At 71.2% G+C, this 12,541-nt stretch carries 10 protein-coding genes and 2 pseudogenes; 4 read left to right on the top strand and 8 right to left on the bottom strand.

What is annotated here, in order from left to right; genetic code table 11:
* Positions 1-94 precede the first annotated feature (94 nt).
* Positions 95-949: a helix-turn-helix domain-containing protein gene (locus UWG_RS0103370; protein ID WP_016905794.1), complete on the top strand. Its 855-nt coding sequence runs from the start codon at positions 95-97 to the stop codon at positions 947-949.
* 29 nt (positions 950-978) lie between these two features.
* The gene (locus tag UWG_RS29425) at positions 979-1,152 is read left to right on the top strand and encodes a DUF397 domain-containing protein (protein WP_016905793.1); all 174 of its coding nucleotides are present in this window, start codon (positions 979-981) and stop codon (positions 1,150-1,152) included.
* 198 nt (positions 1,153-1,350) lie between these two features.
* Here UWG_RS29425 and UWG_RS0103360 read toward each other — a convergent pair whose 3' ends face one another.
* Complete coding sequence (locus tag UWG_RS0103360) at positions 1,351-2,181, bottom strand: SigB/SigF/SigG family RNA polymerase sigma factor (RefSeq protein ID WP_016905792.1); 831 nt, start codon at positions 2,179-2,181, stop codon at positions 1,351-1,353.
* A 437-nt stretch (positions 2,182-2,618) separates the two neighbouring features.
* Between UWG_RS0103360 and UWG_RS0103355 the strand changes: the two genes are divergently transcribed.
* Positions 2,619-3,740, top strand: coding sequence for an FUSC family protein (locus UWG_RS0103355; protein ID WP_237719969.1), 1,122 nt, complete (start codon positions 2,619-2,621; stop codon positions 3,738-3,740).
* Between the two features lie 246 nt (positions 3,741-3,986).
* On the opposite strand, the gene UWG_RS0103350 is transcribed toward UWG_RS0103355, so the two are convergent.
* Positions 3,987-4,598 (bottom strand): dihydrofolate reductase family protein, encoded by a 612-nt coding sequence (locus UWG_RS0103350; RefSeq protein ID WP_016905790.1) that lies wholly within the window; start codon positions 4,596-4,598, stop codon positions 3,987-3,989.
* Positions 4,599-4,777: 179 nt separating this feature from the next.
* On the opposite strand from UWG_RS0103350, the pseudogene UWG_RS0103345 reads away from it, so the two are divergent.
* Positions 4,778-5,029: pseudogene (locus UWG_RS0103345) on the top strand (IS982 family transposase); the annotation flags it as partial.
* Positions 5,030-5,091: 62 nt separating this feature from the next.
* Here the strand turns inward: UWG_RS0103345 and yicI are convergent.
* From yicI to UWG_RS0103315, 6 genes and pseudogenes are all read right to left on the bottom strand, one after another.
* On the bottom strand, positions 5,092-7,383 hold the full coding sequence (gene yicI / locus UWG_RS0103340) for an alpha-xylosidase (protein ID WP_016905788.1): 2,292 nt from the start codon (positions 7,381-7,383) through the stop codon (positions 5,092-5,094).
* Between the two features lie 94 nt (positions 7,384-7,477).
* Entirely contained in the window at positions 7,478-8,329 is an 852-nt protein-coding gene (locus UWG_RS0103335; protein ID WP_078495579.1) for a carbohydrate ABC transporter permease, read from the bottom strand.
* A gap of 2 nt (positions 8,330-8,331) precedes the next feature.
* Complete coding sequence (locus UWG_RS0103330) at positions 8,332-9,291, bottom strand: carbohydrate ABC transporter permease (protein WP_016905786.1); 960 nt, start codon at positions 9,289-9,291, stop codon at positions 8,332-8,334.
* A gap of 7 nt (positions 9,292-9,298) precedes the next feature.
* Positions 9,299-10,525, bottom strand: a complete 1,227-nt coding sequence (locus UWG_RS0103325) for a sugar ABC transporter substrate-binding protein (RefSeq protein ID WP_016905785.1) — start codon at positions 10,523-10,525, stop codon at positions 9,299-9,301.
* A 191-nt stretch (positions 10,526-10,716) separates the two neighbouring features.
* Positions 10,717-11,787 (bottom strand): LacI family DNA-binding transcriptional regulator, encoded by a 1,071-nt coding sequence (locus tag UWG_RS0103320; RefSeq protein ID WP_016905784.1) that lies wholly within the window; start codon positions 11,785-11,787, stop codon positions 10,717-10,719.
* A 274-nt stretch (positions 11,788-12,061) separates the two neighbouring features.
* Positions 12,062-12,541, bottom strand: a pseudogene (locus tag UWG_RS0103315) (hypothetical protein); the annotation flags it as partial.

The following is a 12,541-nucleotide window of genomic DNA, read 5'->3' as shown; positions in this document are numbered from 1 at the left end:
GCAGCGGTTGTACGCGCGGTGGCCGTGGCTGTATGCGGGGCGGCCGTAACCGGGCGGCGGCGTGCGCGAGTTGGACAGGGGCGGAGGTGACCGGATGGACGAACCGGAACAGTACGGAGACGGGGAACCGCGGCACGGCCCGGAGCCGGAGGTCGGCGGCGGCTTCCTCGTCGTCTTCGGGCGGCAGCTCAAGGCGCTGCGCGAGAGGGCCGGGGTGGAGCGGCCGGACTTCGGCGCACGGATGGGCTACTCGCCGTCGAGCATCGCCGCCTTCGAACAGGGCAAACGGATCCCGCCGCCTCGATTCATCGACCTGGCCGACGAACTGCTCGATGCGGGCGGGGCGTTGAGGGCAGGGAAGGAGGAGGTGGCGAGGGCTCAGTACCCGGCGTTCTTCCGGGACGCGGCAAAGCTGGAGGCCAAGGCTGTCGAACTGCATGTGTACGACACATTGCTGATCAACGGGCTGCTGCAAACTCCCGAGTACGCAGAGGCTGTCTTCCAGGTCCGACGTCCGCTACTGGATGCCGACACCGTGGCCCAACGCGTAGCGGCTCGCCTGGAGCGTCAAGCAATCTTCGATCGGGTGCCCATGCCGACGATCAGCTTCGTGATCGAAGAGGCGGTCCTGCGGCGACCGACGGGCGGCTGGGACGTGTGGCGCGGTCAGCTTGAACACATCCTTCTGTTCGGCCAGCGCCGCAACGTGGAGATCCAGGTCATGCCCAACGAACGTACCGAACACCCCAGCCTGGCCGGTCCCTTCACCTTGATCGAGACGGAGGAAGGACGCAGGATCGCCTACGTAGAGGTGCAGCGGCACAGTCGTCTCTACACGGAGCGGAAGTCGGTGCGAGAGCTTGAGGAGCAGTACGGCCTCCTGCGGGCGCAAGCGCTGACCCCAACCGAATCGCTGGACTTCACGGAAAAGCTGCTGGGAGAAAGATGAACGCAGTAGGCAATGCACACGCACACCGCTTGGAATGGATCAAGAGCAGCCACAGCAGCGGGGAAGGCGGTCAGTGCGTCGAGATCGCAGCCTGCCGTGAGGCGATCCATGTGCGTGACTCGAAGTCCGCAACGGAGCCTGTACTCAACCACTCCCCCGACGTCTGGGCGGAGTTCGTCGCCTTCGTCGCACGGCAAGGGTGACAGAGGGCCGGGCTGCTGTCGCGGCCGCGCGATACCGGCCCGGTCCCTGTCCCCCGCACCAGCTCCGCGCGGGCGGCGTCCAGCGCCCCAGGACGGGCACGTCCCGTTCCGGGAGATCGTCGGGGAACTCGCACGGACGGGACGGGTCCCCGGAGCGCGGTAGCCGGCTCGTGCTGCCTGCCCGGCAGCGCCGGGCGCTCAGGCCGCCTGGCTCGCCGCCGCGCACGGCTCGCCGTCGACCTCCCGGCGCACCCGGTCGCAGCTACGGGAGAGCAGCCGGGAGACGTGCATCTGCGAGACCCCCAGGTCCTCGGCTATGCGGGACTGGGACATGTCGTGGAAGTACCGCAAGTACAGGGCGCGCCGCTCCCGTTCGGGCAGCGCCCCGATGCTCGACCTGACGGCCTCCTTCGCCACGACCGTCTCGTAGGCGGGCTCGCGCTCGCCGAGGGTGTCGGCGAGCGCGAAGCCGTCGCCCTCGTCGCTCTCCAGCGGCACGTCCAAGGAGAGCGCGCGGTAGCCTTCCATCGCCTTCAGTCCCGCGACGACGTCCTCGACGTCCAGCCGGGTACGGTCGGCGATCTCCTGCACCGAGGGGGACTCCCCGCTTCCGGTGTCCATGCTCAGCAACGCGACACGCACCGTGTTGCGCAGTTCCTGGACCCTGCGCGGCACGTGCAGGTGCCAGCTGTAGTCGCGGAAGTGCCGGCGTATCTCCCCCACGATGGTGGGCACCGCGAACGTGGCGAACGCGGTGCCGCGTTCGGGGTCGTACCGCTCGACGGCCTTGACCAGGCCCAGGGCGGCCGCCTGGTGGAGGTCGTCCATGCTCTCGCCCCTTCCGCGGTACTTGCCGGCGAGTCGGTGGGCCATCGGGAGCCACTCCTCGACGACGCTGCCGGCCAGCTCCGTGTGCTCGGGCCCCTCGGGGACGTGGGGCAGGCGGGCCAGGTCCTCTGACGTGTCGGGGGCGTCGGCGTGGTCGTGCCGGTAGCGCTGGGCACGCTGGGGAAAGGTTGTCTTGGCCACGACTCTTCTCCGTCCTTCTCGTCGAGAGAGTGCGGAAGTTCCGGTCAGGACACGCCAGGACGCCACGCGGGCTTCCGCGGCGTGCCTGACCGTCTAAGCACGTGCCCGTCCGCCTCACCGTGCCGCCCGGTATACAAACATCGGCGCGGCCGGTTTCCCGGTTCGCGGACGCCGTGCCGAAGCGCGGTGCATGGACAGCCGTCCGCGGGGCACCCGCCGGGCCCGGTACGTCCCGAGCCGCGGGGCACGGCCCGTCCGTACGCCGCGCGTCCGAGGAGCGTCGGGCTGCGCACCGACGACCGTTCCGTGAACGAGCAGCGAAAGCCAGGGAATTGAGCAGCGACCGGCGAACCCCCGCGAAGCCCGCCCGCGGCACGCGCTTCAGGCAGTGGTGGGCCCGGGCCCGGAGCCCCGGTCACGAGCGGAACACGCTGGAGTTGATCGGCAAGAGCTCCCTCGCCGCCACCCTCTCCTGGTTCGTGGGGCACGACGTGCTGGACGGGGAGTCCCCGGCCTTCGCACCGTTCTCGGCCGTCCTGGTCATCCAGGTCACCGTCTACCAGTCGTTGTTGCAGTCCCTGCGGTACGTCGGCGCCGTCTGTTCCGGTGTCGCCGTGCAGGCGGTGCTCGCCCTCCTCACCGGGCCCGACCTCGTCACCTTCGTGCTCGTCGCGCTGATCACGATGGCGATCGGCCGGTGGCGGCGCCTGGCCGAGCAGGGGAGCCAGGTCGTGACCGGGGCGTTCTTCGCCTTCGCCACGTACGCCGCCGCCGGCGAGAGCACCGAGCGGCTCGCCCAACTCGGCGAGATCGTCCTGCTCGTGGCGATCGGCTGCACGATCGGCGTCGCGGTGAACGTGGTGCTCCTGCCGCCGATGCGGTACAGAGGCGTGGAACACGGCGTCCGCGCCCTCGCCCACGCACTGTGCCACTTGCTGGACGACGTTCGGCCCGCCCTGCACGAGCACGACCTGAGCGAGGAGCGCACCCGTCACTGGCGGTCCCGAGTCGCGCAGTTGCAGGGGCTCGTGGACCAGGCACGCTCCGCGCTGCGCACCGCCGTGGAGGCCCGGCACCTCAACCCCCTGCGCATGCTGCCGAGTTACCGCCATCCGGAGTTCTCCGGGTACCGGCAGGTGCTCGACGCACTGGAGCGGGTGACACACCAGGTCGCCTCGCTCACCCGTACGTTGGAGCAGTGGCCCGGGAGCGAGGTCGGCCAGGAGTGCGACGCCTTCCTCCACGACTACGCGGAGCTGCTGGCGGCTCTCGGCACGATCGCCGAGCAGCTCAGCCGACTCGACGAACAACAACTCCCCCACCAGTCGCGGGAGTTGTGCCGAGCGGCCGACGCCGCGCAGGAGAAGCGCCGCCGCCTCGTCGACCGCGCCGAGAGCACGGACCTCGCCCTCGGCGACCCCTCCCGCCCGTACGGCATCCTCCTCGCCGAGGGCGTGCGCCTGATGGACGAGGCGCAGCACACGTGCAACGTCCTCCGGCACACGGTCGATCGGGCCGGCAAGCACGGGCGGACGCCCGCGGACACCACCGCGGCATGACGCGGGGCCGTGCGCCGCCGATCCGCCGCACGCCCCGGCTCGACGCCGTTCGGCCGTACCGGTTTTCCGCACGGTACGGCCGAACGGCCCCTCCACGGTGAGCAGTTGGTGATCGTGCCGGCAGCGGTCGGTGGGTAGGTGCCGTGACCAGCACGGCACCCCCCCAGATGATCAATTCCAAGGGGTCAGCGGATGCTCGGGAGATGCTGCGTCCGGCGACCCGTTTCGATCAGTCCGGTCCGGCGGCTACGCGTCGGCCCCGTACGTCCTGTACTTCGGAAGGCCCGTCGACTCGTAGACGTGCACCACAATCCCGCTCGGCGTCGTCTCGTTGTGCAGCAGGCGCAGGCCGGCCGGGGTGCCGCCGTCCGGGAACAGGTGTCGTCCGCTGCCCACGACCACCGGGGCGATCGCGAGCCGCAGCTCGTCGATCAGGCCGGCGGCCAGCAGGGACTGGCCGAGCCGGGCGCTGCCGTGGATCTGAAGCTCACGGCCGGGCTGCCGCTTCAGTTCGGCGACCTGGGCGGGGATGTCGCCGGACAGGATCGTGGTCGGCTCCCACCCAGCCTTGCTCAGGCTCCGGGAGGCGACGTATTTCGGCAAGCCGTTCAGAATGCGGGCGTTCGGGTGGTCGGTCATCTCCGGCCAGTCTCGAGCGAAGTTCTCGTACGTACGGCGGCCGAACAGGAACGCGTCCGCCTGACCGAGCCAGGTGGTGGCCACCCGGTCGAATGCCTCGTCCAAGTGCGGCACGAACCAGCCGCCCTGGGTGAACCCGTCACTGGTGTCCTCGTCCGGGGAACCGGGCCCCTGGGAGACGCCGTCCAGCGACAGGAACTCCTGCAGTACCAACCTCATCGCGCACCACTTCTCTCTCGGGCAAGGCGACATTCGCCCCCGCCCCGGTCGCCCCGCGGCGCACTCTCGGACGATCAAGGGGTGTCGGCAGAGACGTGGACGAGGGCGCCCAAGATCGTTGTATGACGAACAACCTGGACACCTTCGCGACAGCACTTTAGGCGACGACCGACGATCTACTGAAGGAGCGACCGGAGTTGGCTCCCGGGCGGCCGGCTGTAGGGATCGCGCCGCAGCTCACGGAAGCCGAGCTGGTCACCCTCGCGCAGGCCGTGCTCGGATTCACCTCCGAGGCCAGGTGGCTCCGGCACGCACGAACCCACCTGCGGCACCTCTTCCCGTATCTGCCGCGGCAGCCCGGCTACAACAAGCGGCTGCGCAAGGCCGCCGAGCTGCTCCACCGGGTCACCCGGCGGCTGGCCATCAGCACACCGAACGAGCCACCCTCCGCTCGCTCACCTCATACGATCACTGACCCCTTGGAATTGATCATCTAGCTCCCCTCCGAAGGAAGCACCCCCACCAGACGGCCGCTGCCGGGAGGCGCCGTGAGCCGCTCCGCGCCGTCGAGCCGGACGTGCCACGGGCCCGGGGCGTCCGTCGCCTCGACCTCGACGCGGTCCCCGTCCCGACGGGTGCGGAAGACGGTCTCGCCCGCTCCGTCGGGGGCGGGCACCCTGGTGGTGACGGTGGCGCCGTCGACCGGCTCGTGGACGCGGAGGGTCACGTCGTGCGCCCACGGGTAGACCGCGGCGCCGTCGTACGCGCCGAAAGGGAGCACCGAGCCGGGGCGGGCGAGCAGCGGCAGGCTGCGGAAGCCGTGGCGCTCTCGTCGCCAGCCGGGTCCCTGCAGCCGCTCGCCGGTGAGCAGGTGGGTCCACACGCCGTGGGGCAGGTAGTACTCCACGTCGCCGTCCTCGGTGAACACCGGGGCGACGAGGAGGTCGTCGCCCAGCATGTACTGCCGGTCGAGCGTGTGGCACGCGGGATCGTCGGGGAAGTCGAGCAGCATCGCCCGCATCACCGGGGTGCCCTCGTCGGCGGCTTGGCGTGCCGCTTGGAAGAGGTAGGGCATGAGCCGGTTCTTGAGGCGCGTGAACTCCCGTGTGACGGCGACGGCTTCGTCGTCGAACTCCCACGGGACGCGGTACGAGGAGCTGCCGTGGAGGCGGCTGTGGGAGGAGAGGAGGCCGAAGGGGACCCAGCGCTTGAAGACCGCAGGGCTGGGGGTGCCCTCGAAGCCGCCGATGTCGTGGCTCCAGAAGCCGAACCCGGAGAGGCCCAACGAGAGCCCGCCGCGCAGGGATTCGGCCATCGCACCGAAGGTGGACTCGCAGTCGCCGCCCCAGTGCGCGGGGAAGCGCTGGCCGCCGGCGGTCGCGGAACGCGCGAAGACGACGGCCTCCCCCGCCCCGCGCTCCTCGGTGAGCGTCTCGAAGACGGTGCGGTTGTAGAGCTGGCTGTAGTAGTTGTGCATCCGCACCGGGTCGGAACCGTCGTGCCAGACGACGTCGGTGGGGATCCGTTCCCCGAAGTCGGTCTTGAAGCAGTCGACGCCCTGGCCGAGCAGCCCACGGAGTTTCCCCGCGTACCAGGCGCGCGCCTGCGGGCTGGTGAAGTCGACCAGCCCCATGCCGGCCTGCCACATGTCCCACTGCCACACGCTGCCGTCCGGCCGGCGCACCAGGTGCCCCAGCCGGGCCGCCTCGTCGAAGAGCGGGGACTTCTGCGCGATGTACGGGTTGATCCACACGCAGATGCGCAGCCCGTGCTCCTCCTTGAGGCGTTGCAGCATGCCCGGCGGGTCGGGGAAGACGTCGGGGTCCCAGGTGAAGTCGCACCACTGGTAGGCGCGCATCCAGAAGCAGTCGAAGTGGAAGACGCCGAGCGGGATGTCGCGCTCGGCCATGCCGCGGACGAAGCGGCCGACGGTCTCCTCGTCGTAGGAGGTGGTGAAGGAGGTGGAGAGCCACAGGCCGAACGACCAGGCGGGCGGCAGGGCGGGGCGGCCGGTGAGGGCGGTGTAGCGGTCGAGTACCTCCTTGGGGGTGGGGCCGTGGACGACGTAGTACTCAAGCGTCTGGTCCTCGACGCTGAACTGCAGCCGCCCGACGGCCTCCGAGCCCACCTCGTAGGAGACGGGCCCCGGATGGTTGACGAAGACGCCGTAGCCGCGGTTGGTGAGGTGGAACGGCACGTTCTTGTACGCCTGTTCGCTCGCGGTGCCGCCGTCCGCCTGCCACAGGTCGACGCGCTGCCCGTTGCGCACGAACGGCGTGAACCGCTCGCCGAGGCCGTAGACCAACTCGCCTACCCCCAGGGAGAGTTGAGCAACCGAATGGTGGGCGCCGTCCGGGGTCGTGGCGTATCCGGTGCCCCGCGGCCCGACCGTGGTCAGGGTGCGGCCGCCGGCGGAGAACTCCAGCCCGTAGGGCGCGGCGGTGTCGACGCTCAGCGTCAAGCCGCCGCTGACGAGGCGGAGTTGATCGCCCTCGTGCGTCACCTCGCCCGTGGCCGTACCGGCCGGGGTCTCCAGAGCGAAGTGCGGGCCGCGGTCGACGCCTCCCGCGAGGTGCGTGACGCGGACGCCGATGACGCCCTCGGCGGGCGCGAAGCACTCGACGGTGAGCAGCGGCCCGTTGAGGGTGTCGCCCCGGTGCCGGAGGTGGCGGACCGGGGCGTAGAGGGTGAAGCGGTCGGCTTCCACTCGGGTGTCGGCGACTTCGGCGGCGTGGGCCGCGCTGACCCCCTCGCGCATCATCCAGTAGCCGTCGGTGAACTTCATCGGGTCTCCTGCCCTCCGTTGCTCGGTATGGTCGGCTGCTCGCGGTGGGCGCGCTCCGTCGCGCGTGGGTCGGCCAACTCCGCTCGCGCCGCGGTCACTTGACGGACCCGCCGGTGACCCCTGCGGCGATGTACTTCTGCGCGACGACGAGGAGGACCGCCGCCGGCACGGCGGAGAGCACGGCGGTGGCCATGACGGCGCCCCAGTCGCTGACGTGGGCCCCGACGAACCGGTAGATGCCGAGGGTGATGGGGCGCACGTGGTCGTCCGTGTTGAGCGTCAGCGCGAAGATGAAGTCCGACCAGGCGAAGAGGAACGTGAACAATCCGGCCGTGATCAGGGCGTTGCGGCTCATCGGCAGCACGATCCGCACGAACGCGGTGAACCGGTTGGCCCCGTCGACGAGCGCCGCCTCCACCACCTCGCCGGGCAGCGAGACCATGAACGCGCGCAGCAGCACGATCGAGAACGGCAGCCCGAGCGAGGCGTCGGCGAGGATGAGCCCCAAGTACGAGTTGACCAGCCGCAGTTCGGCGTACGCGCTGTAGAGGGCGTTGGCGATCACGATGCCCGGCACCAGCTGCGTGATGAGCGTCGTGAAGACGAGGACGCGTTCGCCGCGCAGCGCGAACCGGGCCAGCGCGTAGGCGGCGGGTGCGGCGAGCGCGAGGCACACCACGACGGCGCCGAGCGCGACGGCGAGGCTGGTGAGCAGCGAGCCGCCCTGGCTGTCCAGCGCGGCGCGGAAGCTGTCGAGGCTCGGGGAGGTGGGGAGGAAGTCGACGTCGAGCCCGGCGTCGGGTTGCAGCGCCGTCGCGACCATCCAGTACAGCGGGAAGAGCAGGACGGCGAGGATCAGCAGCGCGGCCGCGGTGTTCCACGCGCCGCGCAGTCGGCTGCGCGGCGGTCGGGGTCCGGCGGCGGTGCGCCCGGTGGTCGAGGGCATGGTCACTTCCCGGTCCCGGTGTCGGCTCGGTTGGCGCGCAGGTAGAGCACGGCGAAGACGGCGCTGATCAGCATGAGGACGGTGCCGACGACGGCGCCCTGGCCGAAGTCGAGGCGCATGAAGGACATCTCGTACGTCACGGTGCCGAGCGTCTGGGTCGCGTCGGCGGGGCCGCCCGAGGTGAGGGCGAGGATGAGGTCGAGGATCTTGACCGTCGACATGAACCCGAGGACGAGGACGACGGTGACCACGGGGCGCAGCATGGGAAGGGTGAGCGAGCGGAACGTCCGCCAGGGCCCTGCGCCGTCCAGCGCGCCGGCTTCGTAGAGCTCTCTCGGGATCTCCTGGAGACCGCCGTAGAGGATCACCATGTTGAACGGGATGCCGATCCAGATGTTGACGAGGACGGCCGAGAAGAGCGCGACGCCGGGGCTGTTGAGCCACGGGACACCGCCGTCGGTGAGCCCCACGGCCTGCAACGCGGCGTTGAGGATGCCGTGTTCCTGGTCGAGGATGCGGCGCCACACGACGGCCGCCACCACCATCGGGACGAGCCACGGCAGCAGCAGCACGGCCCTCGCCAGCGCGGAGAGCCGGAAGCGGCGGGAGAAGAAGACCGCGAGCGCGAGCCCGATCGTGAACTGCCCGAGCAGCGACCCGACGGTGAAGACGGCCGTGTGCCACAGCGCGTCGGTGAAGAGCGGATCAGCAAGGACCGCCCGCCAGTTGGCGAGTCCCGTGAAGGGAGCCTCGCCGGTGAAGTAGGTGGTGGGCGTGTAGCGCTCGAAGCTCATCAGCACGTTGCGCACGAGCGGGTAGCCGAAGAAGGCGGCCATGTAGAGCAGGGCCGGCGCGAGGAAGGCCCAACGCAGCAGCGCGGTCCGCCGGTTGCGCCCGCCCGCGGTGCCGGAACCGGGGGCCGTCGCCGCGGGGGCGGCGGCGGTCGTGGGCAGGGTGCTCATGGAAGCCTCACTCCCCCGCCGTCGCCCGGCGCTGCGCGCGCGACAGCGCAGCCTCGGGGCCGGCGCCGTCGGCGAGCACGGACTGGAACGCCCCGGCGAGCGCGTCGCTCACCACGGGCCACCGGGTACCGACCCGGCCGGTACGCGAACGGGCCGTGGAGACCAGCTCGGCGAAGGCGGCGAGCTTGGGGCGCCGCTCGGCGTAGTCGCGCGCGACGGCCGTGCGCGTGGGGACGTTGTTGACGGCCTCGCCCCATTCGAGCTGGTTGCGGGCGGTGTTGAGGCAGTTGAGGATCTTGGCGGCGTTCTCCTCCCGGTCGGCGTCGTCGCTCTTGGGCACCGTCATCACCGTGCCGCCGATCGGGGAGACCGCCTCGTCGCCTGCGCGCGGCACGGGGATCGGGGCGACGGCCCAGTCCACCTTCTCCTGCCCGTCGAGGACGGGCACCTGCCAGGGCCCGTTGATCATCATGGCGGCACGGCCGGCGACGAACTGGTCGTTGACGTCCTGCTGGTTCCAGTTGACGACGGACCTGGAGACGGACCCGTCGTCGACCATGCGCCTCCACAGCCGGAGCGCGTCGGCGCCCTTGCGGCCGTCGAGGCGTGCCTCGTCGCCGCCGTTCGACCAGAAGAAGGGCAGGAACTGGTAGACGCCGTCGGCGTCGGGGCTGGCGCTGAAGGCGAGGCCGTAGGTGCCCTTTCCGGTGAGCCGGCGGGCGGTCGCGCGCAGTTCTTCCCAGGTGCGGGGCGGCTCGACGTGCTCCTCCCGCAGCAGGTCAGGATCGTAGTAGAGCGCCAGCGAGTTGACGGAGCGGGCGATGCCGTACCGAGTGCCGCGGAACGAGCCGAGGGCGACGGCGCTGCGGGAGAATCCGGCGGTGTGCACGCCGAGTTGGTCGAGCGGCCGCAGGCCGCTGGTCTCGGCGAACTGGGGCAGCTCGGAGCCGTCGAGTTCGAGGATGTCCGGCAGCGACTTGGCGGACGCCATCCGCAGGGCCTGGGAGGAGACCTGGTCGGCCGGGACGCTGTGCTGCTCCACGCGCAGGCCGAGGCGGCGTGCGCAGCGGTCGAAGAACCGCTGGTTCTTGGTGTGTTCGGCGGTGTCGGTCGCGGAGTTCAGCACGGTGACGGTGCCGGACTCCGGCGCGGGAGCGCACCCGGCGAGGCCGAGGGCGAAGGTCGCTCCCGCCGTGACCGCGGCGAGCAGCGGCAGTAAGGGACGAGGGGGCATGGAGGGTCTCCGTTTCGGCGGGGAGCCCGTGGGCGGGGAGGGCGGCGGCTCGGCCGTCGACGGTGGTGGACGGGCCGAGGGCGGTCGGGTGCGGGGAGACGCGGCGCACGTCTCCCGCAGGGGCTCGTTGGGGTCGGAGCCCCTCGACGCACGGGCGGGGGAGCAGCGGGCCGGCGGTCGTCGCGCCGGGGTCAGGGAGCCGTCAGGCACTCGCTCCCGTCGCGTGCGTGCGCCGGCGCGTACCGCGGTTTCGCGGGCGCCCGGTGCGGGGCGGTACTGGCGCGGAGGGTGAGACGGGGCGGCAGCAGCGTGGCGTCGGGGACGTCCCGGTCCGCGAGCTTGGCCATGAGCAGCTCCACGGCCCCCTCCCCCACCTCGACGGCCGGGATCGAGACGGACGACACCGGCACGGCAGCGTTCTCGGCCACCTCGTCGGGGCAGACCGCGACGACGGAAAGCTCCTCGGGGACGGCCATCCCCGCGCGCTGGAACGCCTCCACAAGTGCGCCGAGGGCGGGCTCGTTGTGCACGACCAGCGCGCTCAGCGCCGGCTGTTCGCGCAGCAGCCGCTCCACGGTGCGGCGCGCGGCGTCCCGGCCGGGCTCGACGGGCACCACCGTCGAGGCCATGCCGCGCCGCCGGGCAGCCGAGGTGAAGCCGGCCGCTGTCCGCTGCGCGAAACCCGTGCCGCGTGCGTACACTTCGGGCGGCGATCCGAGCAACGCGACGCAGCGGTGCCCGAGTTCGGCGAGGTGGTCGACGCAGCGCTCGCCTGTCGCCGTGAAGTCGAGGTCTATGCAGGTGAGTTCGTCCGCGCGAGCGGGGAAGCCGATGAGCACGGAGGGCAGCCCGAGCGCACGCAGCAGCGGAATGCGCGCGTCCTGCATCTGGACGTCCATCACGATGAGTCCGTCGACGAGTGCGCTGTTCGCCACCCGCCGCAACCCTTCCTCGCCCTCCTCCTGGGTGACGAGGAGGACATCGTGGTCGTGGGCGCGCGCCTTCGTGGCCACGGCGGCGGCGAACTGCATCTGGACGGGGACGTGGACGCCGGGGCGGAGCGGCATCACGAGCGCCAGCACGTTGGACCGGCTGCTGGCGAGGGCGCGGGCTCCCGCGTGCGGGCGGTAGCCCAACTCGCGAATACTCTCCTCGACTCGCTGACGCGTTTCCGCCGAGATCGTGCGCTTCCCGCTCAGCACGTAGGAGACGGTGCTGGGCGACACCCCTGCGCGCCGCGCCACATCCGTGATCTTGACCATCGCCCTCTCCTCCGTGCCGTACCCGCGGTGTCGAATCGTTTCGACAGCGCACCCGGCGGTGGATGCGCGGAGACCGTAGGGAGGGGGGTGGGCCGTGTCAACGGGTCGGACGGCTTCCGCCGCGCGGCCGTGCGGCGCTCGTACGGCGCGCGCCTCGCCTCCGGGGGACGGCGTCCAACGTGCCGTGCGCCGCGGGAGCTTCGGACGGCCTCGAGCGCTCGGCCGCGTGCCGGCCCGGCGGCCGTGGACGCCGGGCCGGCACGTACGGCGCCGCTCAGCCGGCGGTCACGCCGCTGACCTCGTTGGGCTTCTTGTCGAAAGTGCCGGTCGCCTTCTTCTTCCCCGTCGCGAGATCGATCGCGTGGATCTTCTTCTTCTCGGGGTCCGTCACGTAGGCCGTGTCCTCGCGGACCCACAACTCGGGGCGCGACTGCTGCCAGTCCATCGGCTCGCGCCAGTCCCCGACGGCCGGGATGGTGTCGGTCTCCTTGCCGCTCTCGGGGTCGAGGACGTGGATGTCGCCGTCGGTCCCCAGTACCAGGGCCTCGCCCTGCGGCCCGCGCGCGAGGGACTGGAAGCTGTAGCTGGTACCGAGATCGACGAGCTTCATCCTGCCCGTCTCGGTGTCGACCAGCGAGACCTGCTCCGGGCGCTCCAGTTCGGCCTCCGGGTCCGTCTTGTAGTCGCCCAGGACGACGGAGGACTCCTCCGAGCCCGCCTGGTTGCCGATCCGCCCGTAGTCGTCCGGGCTCTC

The organism is Streptomyces xiaopingdaonensis, from assembly GCF_000262345.1.
GTDB classification, from domain to species: Bacteria; Actinomycetota; Actinomycetes; order Streptomycetales; family Streptomycetaceae; genus Streptomyces; species Streptomyces xiaopingdaonensis.
The sequence above is the reverse complement of the archived record's forward strand: the minus strand, read 5'-3'. Positions and strand labels throughout refer to the sequence as shown.

What these genes read in the sequence shown, in the direction of transcription:
- UWG_RS0103350 (WP_016905790.1), bottom strand. Translation starts at nt 4,598, where the DNA reads ATGAGGTTGGTACTGCAGGAGTTCCTGTCGCTGGACGGCGTCTCCCAG.
- UWG_RS0103335 (WP_078495579.1), bottom strand. Translation starts at nt 8,329, where the DNA reads ATGCCCTCGACCACCGGGCGCACCGCCGCCGGACCCCGACCGCCGCGC.
- UWG_RS0103370 (WP_016905794.1), top strand. Translation starts at nt 95, where the DNA reads ATGGACGAACCGGAACAGTACGGAGACGGGGAACCGCGGCACGGCCCG.
- UWG_RS0103320 (WP_016905784.1), bottom strand. Translation starts at nt 11,787, where the DNA reads ATGGTCAAGATCACGGATGTGGCGCGGCGCGCAGGGGTGTCGCCCAGC.
- UWG_RS0103330 (WP_016905786.1), bottom strand. Translation starts at nt 9,291, where the DNA reads ATGAGCACCCTGCCCACGACCGCCGCCGCCCCCGCGGCGACGGCCCCC.
- yicI (WP_016905788.1), bottom strand. Translation starts at nt 7,383, where the DNA reads ATGAAGTTCACCGACGGCTACTGGATGATGCGCGAGGGGGTCAGCGCG.
- UWG_RS0103325 (WP_016905785.1), bottom strand. Translation starts at nt 10,525, where the DNA reads ATGCCCCCTCGTCCCTTACTGCCGCTGCTCGCCGCGGTCACGGCGGGA.